Origin of the sequence: Williamsia sp. MIQD14 (genome assembly GCF_051025635.1) — a bacterium.
Lineage (GTDB): Bacteria > Actinomycetota > Actinomycetes > Mycobacteriales > Mycobacteriaceae > Williamsia_A.
The window spans coordinates 361,102-379,336 of the sequence record NZ_JBPFDG010000001.1 but is presented as its reverse complement, the minus strand read 5'-3'; the positions used below and the strand labels follow the sequence as shown (position 1 = coordinate 379,336).

Genomic DNA, 18,235 nt, shown 5'->3' with positions numbered 1-18,235 from the left:
GGACACCATGGCTGACAAGAAAGAGAACCGCCGACCAGACGCCCCTCTGCGGAGTCCGGTCACCGTCGGGGCCCTGGGCCTCGCGATCCTGATCATGGCGGCGCTGTCGTCGTTCTATCTCGCGAACCTGCCGCTGGTGGGCGCGGGAACGGTCTACAAGGCCGACTTCACCGAGGCCGCGGGGCTCAAGCCGCGCGACGAGGTGCGTGTCGCCGGCGTCAAGGTCGGCACCGTGCAGAGCGTCGACATCGTCGACAACAAGGTGCAGGTGGCCTTCGGTGTCGGTGACACCTGGGTGGGCGACCAGACCTCGGCGTCGATCCAGATCAAGACCGTGCTCGGGCAGAAGTACCTCGCCATCGAGCCGCGCGGCGACAAGCTCGCCGATCCGGGCAAGACGATCACCCAGACCACGTCGCCCTACGACGTGATCGAGGCGTTCAACGACGCCTCGGAGAACATCCAGGAGATCGACACCGACCAGCTCGCGACGAGCTTCCGGACCCTGTCGGCCGCGTTCTCCGGGACGCCCGCCGAGCTCGGTGGTTCGCTCGACGGACTGACCCGGTTGTCGACGACGATCGCCAGTCGCGACCAGGAGGTGCGCAAGCTCCTCGACGCGACGAAGGGCACCTCGAAGATCCTGGCCGACCGCAACCAGGAGTTCACCCGCCTGATCGCCGGTGCCGGTGACCTCCTCTCCGAGCTCAACACCCGACAGTCGGCCATCTCGCGGCTGCTGAGCAGCACGTCGCAGCTGTCGACGACGCTGACCGGCATCGTCCGCGACAACGAGAAGCAGATCGGCCCCGCCCTGGAGTCGCTCAAGGGCGTCACCGACCTGCTGCAGAAACAGGATCAGAACCTGCGTGACTCCATCACCAATCTCGCGCCGTTCTACCGGCTCTACGCCAACGTGCTCGGCAACGGCCGCTGGTTCGACTCGGTGATCACGAACATCCTGCCGCCGGGTCTGCCCGCGCAGAACACCACGCGGCCGCCGAACAAGAACCAGCAGCTCAACAACGGTGGAACGGGGGCGACGGGATGATGACGACGAACGCACCCCGCCACGACCTGCGCGACTCCTCGGGTCCCGGTCGCTGGTTCACCCCGCGCCACATCGCCTTCCTGGTGGTGGGCGTCGTGGTGGCGCTGATCATCGCCGGGTCGCTGTGGTGGCTGTTCACCTCGCTGAACCAGACGAAGGTCACGGCCTACTTCAAGTCGAGCGTCGGCATCTACTCCGGCACCGACGTCCGCATCATGGGCGTCAAGGTCGGCTCGGTCGACACCGTCGACCCGCAGGGCGACAAGGTGAAGATCGTCTTCACCGTCGACGGCGGACACGATCTGCCCAAGGACGTGCGGGCGGTGCAGATCACCCCGTCGGTGGTCGCCGACCGCTACATCCAGCTGACCCCGACCTACCAGGAGGGGATGCCGAAGGCCGGCGACGACATCACCCTGAGTCTCAACGAGACGATGGTGCCGGTCGAGATCGACCAGCTGTACTCGAGCGTGCAGAAGCTGTCGAACTCCCTCGGCCCGCAGGGCGCCAACAAGACCGGCGCGCTGAGCCAGGTCATCACGACCGGTGCGAAGAACCTCAAGGGCAACGGCGAGAAGCTGGGCGCCACCATCGACCAGCTCTCCAAGGCCGCTCTCACGCTGAGCGACTCGCGGGGCAGCCTCGTCGACACCGTGAAGAACCTCGACGTGTTCGTCGGTGCACTGGCCGAGAACGACGCGCAGGTGCGGCAGTTCAACACCCAGCTCGACTCGTTCTCCTCGTTCCTCGCCGGTGAGCGCTCGCAGCTCGGTGAGGCTCTGAACAAGCTGTCGGTCGCCCTCGGTGATGTCGCCGGCTTCGTGCAGGACAACCGCATCGCGCTCGGCGACCGCGTGAAGGAACTGATCCCGACCGCGCAGACCCTCGCCGACACCACCGACCAGCAGAAGGAACTGCTGACGGTCCTGCCGGTGACGATCAACAACCTCATCAACGCCTACAACGCCGAGTCGGGAACCCTCGACCTGCGTGTGGTGCTGCCGGAGTTGCAGAACCTCGCCGGTGCCGGCTGCAAGCTGCTCGACCTGGGCAAGCTCAAGCCGGGCGACCCCGCGTTCACGCAGTTCAGCAACACGCTGCGTCCGCTGCTCGACCAGTGCGGCAACATCACCGACCAGATCAACAAGGGCATCACCACCCCGACGCTCAACCTCCCGTTCGGCATCATGAGCGGCGAGAACCAGCAGCGGCGTGGACCGGTCCCCGGGACCCGTCCCGGTACGCCCTCGCCCGGATTGACAGGTGGCTGAGCCGATGTCCTCTCTGAAGTCTCGGACCCCCAAGACGTCGGTTCTGCGCCGTCGCGGCATTGTCGCGGCCGGTGCGGTCGCGATGACGTCGATGATCGTGCTCACCGGGTGTTCCAACGGCGTCTACTCGCTGCCGTTGCCCGGTGGTGCCGACGTCGGCGACAACCCGCGCACGTACAAGATCCAGTTCGCCGACGTGCTCGACCTGGTCCCGCAGTCGGCCGTGAAACTCGACGGTGTGGTCGTCGGCAAGGTCACCGACATCGGTATCGCGCCCGATCAGTGGTCGGCGCAGGTCACCGTCGAGGTGAAGAACAAGATCGATCTGTCGAACAAGGCCGAGGCCAACGTCTCGCAGACGAACCTCCTCGGTGAGAAGTTCATCGCGCTCGTCGATCCCAAGGACAACGTCTCCGCGCCTCGCCAGCCGGCCCAGCAGGCCATCCCGGTGGCCCGGACGCGGACCGCGACGGACATCGAGCAGGTCCTCGGTGCGCTGTCGATGCTGCTCAACGGTGGTGGCATCGCGCAGATCAAGCCGATCGTCGACGAGCTCAACAACGCGTTCGACGGCCGCACGTCCACGGTGAAGTCGCTGCTGAACCAGACGTCGCGACTGATCAAGACCCTCGACGACCAAAAGAACAACATCACCCGGGCCATCGACGGGTTGGCGACGTTGTCGACGCGGACCGAGGCGCAGACCGCGCAGATCAACCGCATCCTCGACCAGCTGCCCGCCGGCGTGAAGGTGCTCGAGGACCAGCGTCCGCAGTTCGTGAACCTGCTGCAGAAGCTCGACGGTCTCGGCCAGGTCGGTGTCGACATCCTCGGGCGTGCCCGCCAGGAGATCATCACCGATCTCCGGTCGCTGCGTCCGACGTTGTCGGCGCTCGCCTCGGCGGCGCCCGACATCATCACCGCGCTGCCGCTGTTGCCGACCTACCCCTTCCCGGACGATCTCCTGCCCGGTGTGCGCGGTAGCTCGACGAACCTGTTCCTCAGCGTCGACCTCCGGCTGCTCAACCAGCTCGAGGCGCTCGGTGTGGGACAGCCGGAGCCGAAGTACACACCGGTGCGGTCGGGTCCGCAGCCGCGGATCGATCCGCGCAACCCGTACTACAACGGCAACGGCGCACGGTTGGGCTTCCCGACCATCACACTGCTGCCGCTGCTGAACTCCCGACCGGGACCGAACACGCCGCCGTCGGGTGGCCAGTACGCCCTGCTGCCCTCGCCGAAGCAGGGGCAGACGGCACTGACCGGACCCATGGCGATGCTGCAGGGTGCGAACGGGGGGACCGGCCGATGATGTCGAGGCTCGTCAAGTGGCAGTTGATCGTCTTCACGCTCGTGGGCGTGCTGGCCATCATCTATGTCGGCGCCACCTACGCCCGTCTCGACAAGCTCGTCGGCGTGGGCCTCTACACCGTGCACGCGGACTTCAAGGACTCCGGCGGCATCTTCACCAACGCCGAGGTCACCTATCAGGGTGTCCCGGTCGGCCGTGTCGGCTCGTTGCAGCTGCGGCCCGACGGTGTACGCGTCAACCTCCAGCTCGACTCCGGCGGCCCGAAGGTGCCGGCGACGGCACAGGCGGTCGTCGCGAACCGGTCGGCGATCGGTGAGCAGTACGTCGATCTGCGGCCGTCGAGCGTGGGTGGGCCCTACCTCAAGGACGGGTCGGTCATCTCCAACACGACCATCCCGACCCCGGTGCAGGACGTCATCGCCTCGGCGGTCGACTTCACCGAGTCGGTGCCGCTGGGCGACCTCAACACCGTGATCACCGAGCTGGGCAAGGCGTTCAACGGCAACGGCGAGAACCTGCGGGTGCTGGTCGACTCGTTGGCGAACCTGTCGAAGTCGGGCAACGACAACCTGCCCCAGACCATCTCGTTGATCCGCAACAGCGACACCGTGCTGACGACCCAGGCCGATCAGTCCGACGCGATCCTCGACTGGTCGAAGAACCTCGGACTGGTGACCGCGCAGCTCGCCTCCAGCGACCCCGATCTGCGGCGTCTGCTGACCACCGGTCAGACCAGCGCCACCCAGATCTCGGCGCTGCTGCAGCGCAGCGGCGGCGACCTCACGTCGGTGGTGCGCAACCTCGCGCTCGACGTCCGCAACGTGAAGGGCACCTACCAGGGTGTCGGTCCCGGCTTGGCGATGCTCTCGGCCCTGTCGAGTGGCAGCTACACCCCGGCGCCCGGCGACGGCACCATCCACTTCGGTGCGGTGCTCGAGACGAACAACCCGGCGTCCTGCACGGTCGGCTACGAGAGCACCGACGCGATCATCGCCGAGGAGAAGCGCAAGAACCCGAACTTCGACATCAACTACGACGACTTCCCGTTCAACAAGGACGCGAAGTGTGCCGTGGCGCAGGGTAATCCGACAGCGGTGCGTGGTGCGGAGAACGCGAAGTACGCGGACCCGTATTACACGCAGCCCTGGGATCGCAATCCCAAGAAGGATCCCGACAAGCTCAACCTGAACCCGTTGGCCACGCAGCTGTCCTACCTGCTCGGCGTCGTTCCTCGCTGACCCGTCGCCGTCACCCGCGCACCCGCGGGTGATGGTGCACACAGGTTGACTGACTACAGTGGCGCCCGATGAAGTCGAAGAAGCGTGTGAACTCTCCTGAACCGAACGAGCCGGAGGCTGCCACGGAGTCGGTGTGGCGCCGCCGCCTGACCGTCGTGGGACTGCCGGTGGCCGGCGTCGTCGCGGTGGCCGGTCTGATCGCCGCCGTGGTGTTCACGGGGATCTTCGGTTACCGCTGGTACGACGACGCGGTCAACAAGCAGCCCGTGCAGTCCGCCCGCGACGACGCCCTCGGTGGGGCCGAGCAGGCGATGCTCAACGTGCTCAACATCGACCTCAAGGACAGCAAGGGCTACCAGGCCCGGCTGCAGGACTCGGTCACCGGCAACGCGCGCACGCAGTTGCTCGGCAGCACCGGTCTCACGGAGCTGCAGAAGCAGGCCGGTGACCCGTCGAAGGCGGCGACGCTGAGCGCGAAGCTGCTGCGCAGCTCCGTCGTGGAACTCAACACCGACGACAACAGCGCGAAGACCCTCGTGTTCATCGCCGTGACCTCGTCGCGCCCGAACGAGGCGTCCTCGAGTCAGACCATGGGATTCCAGGTGGAGGTGACCAAGGAGGGCGGTATCTGGAAGGCGAGCAACATCCAGCCGCTCGACGCCGTCGCCATCGACAGCACCGACCCGGCCGCCGGTGGCGCCGCCCCCGCGGCGTCGGGCGCACCCTCGGCCCCGGCCGCGTCTGCACCTGCGACCCCCGCGCCCGGAGGAAACTGATGACCACCCCTCGCCCGCCGCGTCGCGGAACCACCGGTAAGCGTGTCCCCAAGGTCGCCGGACACACCCCGGCCAAGGCCGTCCCCGAGAAGGCCCAGCCGACCCAGCCCCAGCCCACGAAGCCCGAGCCGAAGAAGCCCGAGCCGAAGCGCGAACCGGTCGCGAAGAAGGCCCCACCGGCGCCCGCGCCCACCCCGGAGCCCGCTTCGACAGCCGACGCTCCGTCGACCCCGGACGCCACCGTCGACGCGGGGGAGTGGACGTCGGCCGACGCCACGAGCACCGCCCCGACCGAGACCGAGACCACCGACATGGTCGCCGACACCTCGGCGACGACGCCCGGTGCGGACACGCCGGCGCCCGACGCGACTGCCGAGGCCGCCGTCGGCCCGCGTGGCAAGCGACCGCCCGCGGCGAAGGTCTCGACCATCAAGCCGCAGCGCGCCGGGGCGACGGCGACCACCCGCCCCGCCGCGTCGACCGACACCGCGGAGACCTCGCGACGTCGTCTCCGACTCGCGGCGCCCGGGTGGCGCGCGGTGTCGATCGTCGCCGCGCTCGCGGTCGTGTTCGGCATCATCGCCGCCATCTCCGCGGCCAAGCCCGGCGTCTCGCTCAGCGCGAACCAGGCCTTCGTCGATCCCGGCATCACCAGCGAGGTCACCTCGCAGGCGAAGTCGCGCATCTGCTCGGTGTTCGCGGTGAACTACGCGAAGATGGACGAGTGGCAGGCGACCGCCGCGGCCAACGTGACCGGTGAGGCCGCTCAGCGGTTCTCGCAGTACAACACCGCGGTGCGCGACGCCCTGCAGCAGACGGGTCTCACCGCGGGCGGTGTCGACTGCCGCGTCGACTCGGTCGGTGTGAAGACCATCCAGGACGGCAACGCACTGTTGATCGTCAACCTGATCATCAGTCAGACGCAGGACCAGCAGGCCGCGGGCAGTGGCACGAAGCGCTACCAGGTGTCGATGAAGCAGGTCAACGGCAAATGGTTGATCAGCAATTTCGCCGATTTCTGATCGTCTTGACGCAATTTCTCCACACCGACCTGCGCGTTCCTCTTGACTCACACGCCCCGTGGTTGCACGCTTGTCTGCAGCGACGGATCACCGGCAGCCACTGGTAGAGCCCCAAGCGCACGAGGTCTTCTGACGACCTCCCCGCGGCTTGACACGCGGAGTTGTTTTTCTGATACAGTTGGACGTTGCGCTGGCTGCCTCCTGTCCACATCACGATTTCCTTTCTCGGCCACATCTGTGTGCTGCGTCCGGTGATCGCCGATATCGACCAAGGTCGCTTCCGGCGCCGCCACCAACGCCTGCCGACGCACTCCGCGTCGATCGGCACACAGAAGCTCGGCACCTAAAAGATTTCGTGTTGGAAGGACGCATCTTGGCAGTCTCCCGCCAGTCCACATCAACCATTCCCGGCGCTCCGCGCCGTGCATCGTTCGCAAAGCTCAGCGAGCCCCTCGAAGTTCCCGGTCTGCTCGACGTGCAGCTCGAGTCGTTCCAGTGGCTCGTCGGATCTCCGGAGTGGCATGCCCGCGCGTTGGCGCGCGGCGAAGAGAACCCCAGCGGAGGCCTCGACGACATCCTCGCCGAGCTCTCCCCGATCGAGGACTTCTCCGGCTCCATGTCGCTGTCGTTCTCCGATCCCCGCTTCGACGAGGTGAAGGCCTCGGTCGAGGAGTGCAAAGACAAGGACATGACGTACGCGGCGCCGCTGTTCGTCACCGCCGAGTTCATCAACAACAACACCGGTGAGATCAAGTCGCAGACCGTCTTCATGGGCGACTTCCCGATCATGACCGACAAGGGCAGCTTCATCATCAACGGCACCGAGCGTGTCGTGGTGAGCCAGCTCGTCCGCAGCCCCGGCGTGTACTTCGACGCCAACATCGACAAGGCCACCGAGAAGACGCTGCACAGCGTCAAGGTGATCCCGGGTCGTGGCGCATGGCTCGAGTTCGACATCGACAAGCGCGACACCGTCGGCGTCCGCATCGACCGCAAGCGTCGCCAGTCGGTCACCGTGCTGCTCAAGGCGCTCGGGTGGACCACCGAGCAGATCACCGAGCGTTTCGGTTTCTCCGAGATCATGATGTCGACGCTGGAGAAGGACAACACCGCCGGCACCGACGAGGCACTCCTCGAGGTCTACCGCAAGCTGCGTCCGGGCGAGCCGCCCACGAAGGAGTCTGCGCAGACCCTGCTGGAGAACCTGTTCTTCAAGGAGAAGCGCTACGACCTCGCCCGCGTGGGTCGCTACAAGTTCAACAAGAAGCTCGGTCTCACCGACAACCCGATGGTCGGGTCGTCGGTGCTGACCGAGGAGGACATCGTCGCGACGGTCGAGTACCTCGTCCGCCTGCACGAGTCCGAGCCCAACGTGCCCGCGATGATGACCGTCCCCGGCGGCGTCGAGGTGCCCGTCGAGGTCGACGACATCGACCACTTCGGCAACCGGCGTCTGCGCACCGTGGGTGAGCTGATCCAGAACCAGATCCGCGTGGGCCTGTCCCGCATGGAACGTGTGGTCCGCGAGCGGATGACCACCCAGGACGTCGAGGCCATCACGCCGCAGACCCTGATCAACATCCGTCCCGTCGTGGCCGCGATCAAGGAGTTCTTCGGGACCTCCCAGCTGTCGCAGTTCATGGACCAGAACAACCCGCTGTCGGGCCTGACCCACAAGCGCCGCCTGTCGGCGCTGGGCCCCGGTGGTCTGTCGCGTGAGCGCGCCGGCCTCGAGGTCCGTGACGTCCACCCGTCGCACTACGGCCGCATGTGTCCGATCGAGACCCCCGAGGGCCCGAACATCGGCCTGATCGGGTCGCTGTCGGTGTACGCGCGGGTCAACCCGTTCGGCTTCATCGAGACGCCGTACCGCAAGGTCGTCGACGGACAGGTGACCGACCAGATCGACTACCTGACCGCCGATGAGGAGGACCGGTACGTCAAGGCCCAGGCCAACGCCGTCCTCGACAACGACAACCGCTTCACCGAGTCGCGGATCCTCGTGCGCAAGAAGGGTGGCGACGTCGAGTTCGTCGGACCCGACGGCGTCGACTACATGGACGTCTCGCCGCGCCAGATGGTGTCGGTGGCCACGGCCATGATCCCGTTCCTCGAGCACGACGACGCCAACCGCGCCCTGATGGGTGCGAACATGCAGCGTCAGGCGGTGCCGCTGGTGCGCAGCGAGTCGCCGCTGGTCGGTACCGGCATGGAGTTGCGTGCCGCGATCGACGCCGGCGACGTCATCACCACCGAGAAGGCCGGCGTGATCGAGGAGGTCTCCGCCGACTACATCACCGTGATGGCCGACGACGGCACCCGCGACACGTTCCGGATGCGCAAGTTCGCGCGCTCGAACCACGGCACCTGCGCCAACCAGCGTCCGATCGTGGACGAGGGCCAGCGTGTCGAGGTCGGACAGGTCCTGGCCGACGGCCCCTGCACCGACGACGGTGAGATGGCCCTGGGCAAGAACCTGCTCGTGGCGATCATGCCGTGGGAGGGCCACAACTACGAGGACGCGATCATCCTGTCGCAGCGCCTCGTGGAGGAGGACGTCCTCACCTCGATCCACATCGAGGAGCACGAGATCGACGCCCGCGACACCAAGCTCGGTGCCGAGGAGATCACCCGGGACATCCCGAACGTCTCCGACGAGGTGCTCGCCGATCTCGACGAGCGCGGCATCATCCGCATCGGTGCCGAGGTCCGCGACGGCGACGTGCTGGTCGGCAAGGTCACGCCGAAGGGCGAGACCGAGCTGACCCCCGAGGAGCGCCTGCTGCGCGCCATCTTCGGGGAGAAGGCGCGCGAGGTGCGCGACACCTCGCTCAAGGTGCCCCACGGTGAGACCGGCAAGGTCATCGGCATCCGCGTGTTCTCGCGCGATGACGACGACGATCTGCCCCCCGGTGTCAACGAGCTCGTCCGCGTGTACGTGGCGCAGAAGCGCAAGATCCAGGACGGCGACAAGCTCGCCGGCCGTCACGGCAACAAGGGCGTCATCGGCAAGATCCTGCCCGCCGAGGACATGCCCTTCCTGCCCGACGGCACCCCGGTCGACATCATCCTGAACACCCACGGTGTGCCGCGTCGTATGAACATCGGTCAGATCCTCGAGACCCACCTGGGGTGGATCTCGAAGACCGGCTGGAACATCGACGTCGCGCAGGGGACACCGGAGTGGGCGCAGGGACTCCCCGAGGACATGCTGTCCAACGGTCCCGACACCCGCACCGCGACCCCGGTGTTCGACGGTGCGCGCGACGAGGAGCTGACCGGACTGCTGTCCTCGACGCTCCCCAACCGCGACGGCGAGGTGATGGTCAACGGCGACGGCAAGGCGACGCTGTTCGACGGTCGCTCCGGCGAGCCGTTCCCGTTCCCGGTGGCCGTGGGCTACATGTACATCATCAAGCTGCACCACCTGGTCGACGACAAGATCCACGCCCGTTCGACCGGTCCGTACTCGATGATCACCCAGCAGCCCCTCGGCGGTAAGGCCCAGTTCGGTGGCCAGCGCTTCGGCGAGATGGAGTGTTGGGCCATGCAGGCCTACGGCGCGGCGTACACGCTGCAGGAACTGCTGACCATCAAGTCCGACGACGTCGTGGGCCGCGTGAAGGTCTACGAGGCGATCGTCAAGGGCGAGAACATCCCCGAGCCGGGTATCCCCGAGTCGTTCAAGGTGCTTCTCAAGGAGCTGCAGTCGTTGTGCCTGAACGTCGAGGTGCTGTCCTCGGACGGTGCCGCGATCGAGATGCGCGACGGAGACGACGAGGACCTGGAGCGCGCAGCGGCCAACCTCGGCATCAACCTCTCGCGCAACGAGTCCGCCACAGTCGACGATCTCGCCAACTGATCACCCTGATTAAGAGCTAGGAAGGTTACAACTTGCTCGACGTCAACTTTTTCGACGAACTGAAGATCGGTCTGGCGACCGCCGACGACATCCACAAGTGGAGCTTCGGCGAGGTCAAGAAGCCCGAGACGATCAACTACCGCACGCTCAAGCCCGAGAAGGACGGCCTGTTCTGCGAGAAGATCTTCGGACCGACTCGCGACTGGGAGTGCTACTGCGGCAAGTACAAGCGTGTGCGCTTCAAGGGCATCATCTGCGAGCGCTGCGGCGTCGAGGTCACTCGCGCCAAGGTGCGTCGTGAGCGCATGGGCCACATCGAGCTCGCCGCGCCGGTCACCCACATCTGGTACTTCAAGGGTGTCCCGTCGCGTCTGGGTTACCTCCTCGACCTGGCGCCGAAGGATCTCGAGAAGATCATCTACTTCGCCGCCTACGTCATCACCGCGGTCGACGACGAGCTCCGTCACAACGAGCTGTCGACGCTGCAGGCCGAGATGGAGGTCGAGAAGAAGGGTGTCGCCGACACCCGTGACTCCGACCTCGAGGAGCGCGCCAAGAAGCTCGAAGAGGATCTGGCCGAGCTCGAGCGCGAAGGCGCGAAGGCCGATGCCCGCCGCAAGGTGAAGGACGGCGGCGAGCGCGAGATGCGCAAGATCCGCGACACCGCGCAGCGTGCCCTCGACGACCTCGAGGAGATCTGGGACAAGTTCACCAAGCTCGCTCCCAAGGACATGATCATCGACGAGCGGCTCTACCGTGAGCTGCAGGATCGTTACGGTGAGTACTTCACCGGCGCGATGGGTGCCGAGGCGATCAAGAAGCTCCTCGAGACCTTCGACATCGAGGCCGAGGGCGAGATCCTGCGCGACACGATCCGCAACGGCAAGGGCCAGAAGAAGCTGCGTGCGCTCAAGCGACTCAAGGTCGTCGCGGCGTTCCAGCAGTCGGGCAACTCGCCGCTGGGCATGGTCCTCGACGCGGTGCCGGTGATCCCGCCGGAGCTGCGCCCGATGGTCCAGCTCGACGGTGGCCGCTTCGCGACCTCGGATCTCAACGATCTGTACCGCCGCGTCATCAACCGCAACAACCGCCTCAAGCGACTGATCGACCTCGGTGCCCCCGAGATCATCGTCAACAACGAGAAGCGGATGCTGCAGGAGTCGGTCGACGCCCTGTTCGACAACGGTCGTCGTGGCCGGCCCGTCACCGGGCCGGGCAACCGCCCGTTGAAGTCGTTGAGCGATCTGCTCAAGGGCAAGCAGGGTCGTTTCCGTCAGAACCTCCTGGGCAAGCGTGTCGACTACTCGGGCCGTTCGGTCATCGTCGTCGGCCCGCAGCTCAAGCTGCACCAGTGCGGTCTGCCGAAGCTGATGGCGCTCGAGCTGTTCAAGCCGTTCGTGATGAAGCGACTGGTCGATCTCAACCAGGCGCAGAACATCAAGTCCGCCAAGCGGATGGTCGAGCGTCAGCGCCCGGCCGTGTGGGACGTCCTCGAAGAGGTCATCGCCGAGCACCCGGTTCTGCTGAACCGTGCGCCGACGCTGCACCGCCTCGGTATTCAGGCGTTCGAGCCGCAGCTCGTGGAGGGCAAGGCCATCCAGCTGCACCCGCTCGTCTGTGAGGCGTTCAACGCCGACTTCGACGGTGACCAGATGGCGGTGCACCTGCCGCTGTCGGCCGAGGCGCAGGCCGAGGCCCGCATCCTGATGCTGTCCTCGAACAACATCCTGTCGCCGGCGTCGGGCCGTCCGCTGGCCATGCCGCGTCTGGACATGGTCACGGGTCTGTACTTCCTGACCGCGCTCAAGGACGACAAGGTCGGCGCGTACACGGCGTCGTCGAACGACGACGTCGAGCGCGGTGTCTACTCGACCCCGGCCGAGGCCATCATGGCGATGGACCGTGGCGTGCTCAGCGTGCAGGCGCCGATCAAGGTCCGTCTGACCGATCAGCGGCCGCCCGCCGACATCGAGGCCGAGCAGTTCCCCGACGGCTGGACCTTCGGTTCCCCGTGGACGATCGAGACCACCCTGGGTCGCGTGCTCTTCAACGAGCTGCTGCCGCGGGAGTACCCGTTCGTCAACGAGCAGATGCCGAAGAAGCGTCAGGCCGTGATCATCAACGATCTCGCCGAGCGCTACCCGATGATCGTGGTCGCCCAGACCGTCGACAAGCTCAAGGACGTCGGCTTCTACTGGGCCACCCGTTCGGGTGTCACCGTGTCGATGGCCGACGTGCTCGTGCCGCCGACCAAGGGCGCGATCCTCGACAAGTACGAGGAGCGGGCCGACGGTCTGGAGCGCAAGTTCCAGCGTGGTGCTCTCACGCCGGAAGAGCGTCGTGACGCCCTCGTCGAGGTCTGGAAGCAGGCCACCGAAGAGGTCGGTGCCGCGATGGAGGCGTACTACCCCGAGGACAACCCGATCGCGATGATCCCGAAGTCGGGTGCGACGGGCAACATGACCCAGGTTCGTAACCTGTCGGGCATGAAGGGGCTGGTGACGAACCCGAAGGGTGAGTTCATCCCGCGCCCGATCAAGTCCTCGTTCCGTGAGGGTCTGACCGTTGCGGAGTACTTCATCAACACGCACGGCGCCCGTAAGGGTCTGGCCGACACGGCGCTCCGTACGGCCGACTCGGGTTACCTGACCCGTCGCCTCGTCGACGTCAGCCAGGACGTCATCGTGCGCGAGACCGACTGTGGCACCGAGCGCGGCATCATCACCACGCTCGCGGAGAAGGCGGCCGACGGCACGCTGATCCGGGACGCCCACGTCGAGACCTCGTCGTACGCGCGCACCCTGGCGACCGACGCGGTCGACGCGAACGGCACCGTCGTGGTCGAGCGTGGCCAGGATCTCGGTGACCCCGCGATCGAGGCCCTGCTGGCCGCCGGCATCACCGAGGTGAAGGTCCGCTCCGTGCTGACCTGCACCACCGGTACCGGCGTCTGCGCGTCCTGCTACGGCCGCTCGATGGCGACCGGCAAGCTCGTCGACATCGGCGAGGCGGTCGGCATCATCGCCGCGCAGTCGATCGGTGAGCCCGGTACCCAGCTGACCATGCGTACGTTCCACCAGGGTGGTGTCGGCGACGACATCACCGGTGGTCTGCCGCGTGTCCAGGAGCTGTTCGAGGCCCGTGTCCCCAAGGGCAAGGCCCCGATCGCCGAGGTCACCGGACGCATCCGCCTCGAGGACGACGATCGTTTCTACAAGATCACCATCGTCCCCGACGACGGTTCGGAGGAGGTCGTCTACGACAAGATCTCCAAGCGTCAGCGTCTGCGTGTGTTCAAGCACGAGGACGGCTCGGAGCGTCTCCTCACCGACGGTGACCACGTGGAGGTGGGACAGCAGCTCATGGAAGGTGCTGCCGACCCGCACGAGGTGCTGCGGATCATGGGTCCCCGTCAGGTGCAGGTGCACCTGGTCAACGAGGTCCAGGAGGTCTACCGGAGCCAGGGTGTGTCGATCCACGACAAGCACATCGAGACGATCGTCCGTCAGATGCTGCGTCGCGTGACGATCATCGACTCCGGCGCCACCGAGTTCCTGCCCGGTTCGCTCACCGAGCGCGCCGAGTTCGAGGCGGCCAACCGTCGCGTCGTGTCCGAGGGCAACGAGCCCGCGGCGGGACGTCCGGTGCTCATGGGCATCACGAAGGCGTCGCTGGCCACCGAGTCGTGGCTGTCGGCGGCGTCGTTCCAGGAGACCACCCGCGTGCTGACCGATGCGGCCATCAACAGCCGCAGCGACAAGCTGGTGGGCCTCAAGGAGAACGTGATCATCGGCAAGCTGATCCCGGCCGGTACGGGTATCAACCGCTACCGCAACATCACGGTGCAGCCGACCGAGGAAGCTCGTGCCGCGGCGTATGCGGTGCCGTCCTACGACGACACCTACTACAGCCCGGACGGCACCTTCGGTGCTCCGGCCGGCGCTGCGGTGCCGCTCGACGACTACGGTTTCTCGTCTGACTACCGCTAGTCCATGATCGACAGAACGGCCCTCACCTTCGGGTGGGGGCCGTTCTGCATTCCCGAGCGTGCCGACGGTGCGCTTCGACCGTGCCGTAACTCTCCGCCGAGCGTGCCGAAGTTGCGCCCCGACCGTGCCGAAACTCGCCGGCGATCGTGCCGAAGTTGCGCTTCGACCGTGCCGAAACCCGCCGCCGATCGTGCCTATCGCCGGCGCCGGCGAGCGCGTTCGTCGAGTTGCCGAGTCACTTCTGCGAGGAAGCCGTGTGGGTCGAATGACAGTTGTGCACTGTTGCGCCGGATCGTCGACCACCCGAGCCGTGCGGTCTCCCGATCGCGGGCCGTATTCGCGGCACGCTGTTCGGCGGTGTAGTGATACTCGAACCCGTCGAACTCGATGCCGATCTTCTCCTCCCGGTACGCATGGTCGAACTTGGCGACGATGTCGCCGTGCTCGTTGTAGACCCTGACCTGGGTCTCCGGGCGCGGCAGGTCATCGCTCAGGATCAGGTGGCGCATCCAACTCTCGCCGGACGACTCGGCTCCAGGGTCGATCCACGGGACGAGACCCCGAATCTGTCGGATGCCTCGAACGGCCGGATGGGAGACGATGAAGCGCCACAGCGCGCCAAGATCCAGATCTGTTGCTGCGGTCAGGTCGTCGAGGTAGGCGAGTCCCAACCAGGCGGGTCCGCGACGACCGAGATCGAACGCGGTTCGAATGGGGGAGGTCACCGGCATCCCGTGGGCTTCGACGACATCTGCGGGATCGACGTCGGCCCGCACGACGCGAACATGGCGCTTTCTCCGGCCCTGGCCTGTGGGATGCCGGAGCAGTTCGACATGGTCGCCGTGATCGAAGAAGGTCGACCCGTGCAGGATCGAGGCGCTGACTCCGCCGACTGTGGCGTCGGGTCACGATCGCAGCCAGGCGGCACGAATCGATTCGATCGGATCGAGCGGAAGCGCGGGGTCGGCATAGACCCCTCGGTGCACGCGTCGGAAATCGCGCGCGATGTCGCGGGGCGTCACCGTCGCGGGAAGTCCGCTGTCGGATAGGTGGAAAGGGCGATTCGTGTCGATGCTCATCCACTTGTGACGTGCGCGGGCGCGATCTGGATCCGTCCGTACTCGGCGAAAGTGTCGCCGCACGCTCGACAAAACATTTCGGCACCCTCGGTGTTCCTTTTTGGCACTCTCGGTGTTCCTTTGTGGCACGCTCGGCTATGGTTTTTGGCACGCTCGGGGTCAGAGGCGGTAGACCCTGCGCGCGTTGCCGTGGGCGATCATGTCGATCACGCGGATCGCGTCGGCTCTCGACCACTCGTCAGCATCGACGAAACTCTGTACGGCGCGGGCGATCCCGGTCCGCCAGAGCGCGGCGCCGAGATGGTGGAACTCGGCCGGGCCGCAGCCGTCGGAGGAGTACAGCAGCTTCGAGAAGGGCGCCATCTCGAGCAGGCGCGCGATGAACGCACCCGACCGCGCGCCGAGGTGGTGGATGGCGAGCCCGCCGTCGAGGTGGACGTTGCCGAACGCCTGCGCGAGGTAGCCGGCCTCGCGTTCGAATGGGTAGCAGTGCAGCAGCATGATCGGGGTGTCGCCGCTGTCGCGCAGGAAGTCGGTGAGCAGCAGCGGGTTCGACGCGGCGAGGTCGGCGTCGCGGTCACCGAAACCGATGTGGAACTGCAGCGGCAACCCCAGGTCGAGGGCGCGGTGCAGCCCGAACCGCAGCAGGATCCGGTCGGTGAGGCGGACGCCACCGTCGTCGCGCCAGCGCTGCGCGGCCAGTTCCACGAGCGCCGGCGGCGGATCGCCGAGATCGCCGCCGAACCCGCCGCGGTAGGCCAGGATCGACTTCGTGGCCACGGCGCCCGCGGCGCGACGGTGGAGGATCTCGACGAACGCATCCGCGTACCCGCCGGACGCGGCCGCGGCATCCTCGGCGATCTGTTCCAGGCGCACCACCTCGTGGGCGACACCCCCGCCCACCGCGGCGAGCTCTTCCGGCGACACCAGGCCGACGTCGAAACCGGTGTCCACCAACCACTGTGCGACACCGGCCGCGGGCAGCAGCGCCTGCGCGACACCGGTCTCGCCCAGCTCCCGTCGGCGGCGGAGATAGTCGGTGGCGCTGCAGTGACGCTCGAGCCCCAGTAGCGGCGCGCAGTGCGCGCGCACGGCAAAACCGACCTGCGTGTCGAACCCGTCGTCGAGCGACCGCACGGCGGCGGTGTCTGCCTCGAGGAGCGCCGAGGCGAACCGGGTGTCGTGAGCATCGGGGGAGTCCGCGGCCCAGAAGCCGTGCACGTGATGGTCGATCAGCGACACCGACGCGGCGTGCTCACCGATCGTGCCCATCAGACGCTCCAGGTCATCCGGAACGTCTCGGCGATCTCGCCGGGGGAGAGATGCCCGAAGTTCGCGACCTCGTACCGGCGTACCGCGACCGTGGCGTCGACGACGTCGTCACCGAGCACCGAGCGCGCCACCGCCGATGCGTCGAGGGCGTCGACGATGGCGCCCTGATCGACCGGCAGCAGCACGGTCCCGGCCGAATCCCGTTGCGCGTCGGTCTGTGACGCCGGATCGACGAGAGTCTCCGGCGGCAGCGCGAGTCCACGATCGATGCCGTCGAGGGCCGTCCCGAGGATCGCCGCGGAGGCGAGGTACGGGTTGGCCGACGGGTCGACGATCTTCACCTCGACGTTCGCGCCGTGGGGGTTCGCCGGTCGGGCCTCGATGAAACGGACGGCGGCCTCACGGTTCTCGGTACCCCAGCATGCGTAGGCACCCGCCCAGTAGCCCGGCAGCATCCGCAGCACCGACACGATCGAGCCGCACAGGATGCCCTGGATGTCGGGCAGCCCCGCCACGACACCGGCGATGGCCGCGGACCCCGTGTCGGTCAGACCGTGCGGCCCACCGCCGCCGGAGAACAGCGGACCGTCGGCGCCGGTCAACGAGAAGTGTTGATGTGCACCGTTGCCGACGCCGTCGGCGATCGGCTTGGGGGAGAAGCACGCCCGCAGTCCGTGACGCCTCGCGACCCGACCGATGACGAGGCGCGCCGCCACGAGCTGATCGGCCGCGGCGACCGGCGGCAACGGAGCCAACGACACCTCGAACTGGTTGCCGCCGTACTCGGGGTGCAGTTGCGCGATGTCGATCTCGGCGTCGCGGGCCGCGCCGAGCACATCGCGCACGAAGCCCTCGTGTTCGAGCACCCCGGCCAAGCCGTACTGCGCCCACAGCGTCGCCGGGATCGGCTCGGCGTCGGCCCCGAACAACCCGAATTCGAGTTCGTGCCCGACCAGCGCGGTCAGCCCCCGCTCGGCGAGCCTGGCCTCGATGTCGCGCACCGTGCTCCGCGAGCACGCCGACACCGGGGAGAGGTCCTGATCCACGAAATCGGCCGGTGCCCAGGCCATCCCGTCGCCGATCACGCGCGCGGCGTCGAGATCGACCCGGATGCGTTCGTCGCCGACGGCGCCGAAGCGATCGGTGTAGGCGATGCCCACACGGTCGGTGGTGAACACATGCCACACCGGGCTCACGCCGAGACCGGTCTCGGCGAAACCCCCGGCGCGATCGATGTCGACGGTCTTCGCGTGCACGAGACCCGCCGGGTTCACCACCGTCCCGACGAGGAACTGCGTTCCGGCGCTACGGAGTCGGCCCAGGGCGTCGATCGTGGTGGATGCCATGGGCCACAGTCTGCCCG

General features: G+C 67.0%; 13 protein-coding genes. 10 read left to right on the top strand and 3 right to left on the bottom strand.

The features are described from left to right. The first annotated feature begins 7 nt into the window (after positions 1–7). The 9 genes from ACQ7HM_RS01485 (at position 8) to ACQ7HM_RS01445 (ending at position 14,521) form a co-directional block, all read left to right on the top strand. A complete protein-coding gene (locus tag ACQ7HM_RS01485; protein WP_434214474.1) occupies positions 8–1,051 on the top strand; it encodes an MCE family protein in 1,044 nt (347 codons plus the stop codon). Next, positions 1,048–2,322 (top strand): MCE family protein, encoded by a 1,275-nt coding sequence (locus ACQ7HM_RS01480; RefSeq protein WP_434214473.1) that lies wholly within the window; start codon positions 1,048–1,050, stop codon positions 2,320–2,322. The genes ACQ7HM_RS01485 and ACQ7HM_RS01480 overlap by 4 nt, the downstream gene beginning before the upstream one ends. 4 nt (positions 2,323–2,326) lie before the next feature. Further along, positions 2,327–3,634, top strand: a complete 1,308-nt coding sequence (locus tag ACQ7HM_RS01475; protein WP_434214472.1) for an MCE family protein — start codon at positions 2,327–2,329, stop codon at positions 3,632–3,634. Then, positions 3,631–4,872: an MCE family protein gene (locus ACQ7HM_RS01470; RefSeq protein WP_434214471.1), complete on the top strand. Its 1,242-nt coding sequence runs from the start codon at positions 3,631–3,633 to the stop codon at positions 4,870–4,872. The genes ACQ7HM_RS01475 and ACQ7HM_RS01470 overlap by 4 nt, the downstream gene beginning before the upstream one ends. A gap of 68 nt (positions 4,873–4,940) precedes the next feature. After that, complete coding sequence (locus ACQ7HM_RS01465; RefSeq protein ID WP_434214470.1) at positions 4,941–5,648, top strand: hypothetical protein; 708 nt, start codon at positions 4,941–4,943, stop codon at positions 5,646–5,648. Continuing rightward, the gene (locus tag ACQ7HM_RS01460) at positions 5,648–6,670 is read left to right on the top strand and encodes a hypothetical protein (protein WP_434214469.1); all 1,023 of its coding nucleotides are present in this window, start codon (positions 5,648–5,650) and stop codon (positions 6,668–6,670) included. Before ACQ7HM_RS01465 ends, ACQ7HM_RS01460 begins: the two co-directional genes overlap by 1 nt. Positions 6,671–6,855: 185 nt before the next feature. Next, entirely contained in the window at positions 6,856–7,017 is a 162-nt protein-coding gene (locus ACQ7HM_RS01455) for a hypothetical protein (protein WP_434214468.1), read from the top strand. An 8-nt stretch (positions 7,018–7,025) separates the two neighbouring features. Continuing rightward, a complete protein-coding gene (rpoB, locus tag ACQ7HM_RS01450; protein ID WP_434214467.1) occupies positions 7,026–10,532 on the top strand; it encodes a DNA-directed RNA polymerase subunit beta in 3,507 nt (1,168 codons plus the stop codon). A 32-nt stretch (positions 10,533–10,564) separates the two neighbouring features. Next, positions 10,565–14,521: a DNA-directed RNA polymerase subunit beta' gene (locus ACQ7HM_RS01445; RefSeq protein ID WP_434214466.1), complete on the top strand. Its 3,957-nt coding sequence runs from the start codon at positions 10,565–10,567 to the stop codon at positions 14,519–14,521. 194 nt (positions 14,522–14,715) lie between these two features. On the opposite strand, the gene ACQ7HM_RS01440 is transcribed toward ACQ7HM_RS01445, so the two are convergent. Next, positions 14,716–15,297, bottom strand: coding sequence for a hypothetical protein (locus ACQ7HM_RS01440; protein ID WP_434214465.1), 582 nt, complete (start codon positions 15,295–15,297; stop codon positions 14,716–14,718). Here ACQ7HM_RS01440 and ACQ7HM_RS01435 point away from each other — a divergent pair. Beyond that, a complete protein-coding gene (locus ACQ7HM_RS01435) occupies positions 15,256–15,570 on the top strand; it encodes a hypothetical protein (RefSeq protein ID WP_434215658.1) in 315 nt (104 codons plus the stop codon). The two genes, ACQ7HM_RS01440 and ACQ7HM_RS01435, sit on opposite strands and share 42 nt — an antisense overlap. Positions 15,571–15,759: 189 nt before the next feature. Here ACQ7HM_RS01435 and ACQ7HM_RS01430 read toward each other — a convergent pair whose 3' ends face one another. Together ACQ7HM_RS01430 and ACQ7HM_RS01425 are read right to left on the bottom strand one after the other, a co-directional pair. Further along, complete coding sequence (locus tag ACQ7HM_RS01430; protein ID WP_434214464.1) at positions 15,760–16,872, bottom strand: amidohydrolase family protein; 1,113 nt, start codon at positions 16,870–16,872, stop codon at positions 15,760–15,762. After that, a complete protein-coding gene (locus ACQ7HM_RS01425; protein ID WP_434214463.1) occupies positions 16,872–18,218 on the bottom strand; it encodes a glutamine synthetase family protein in 1,347 nt (448 codons plus the stop codon). Before ACQ7HM_RS01425 ends, ACQ7HM_RS01430 begins: the two co-directional genes overlap by 1 nt. Positions 18,219–18,235 lie beyond the last annotated feature (17 nt).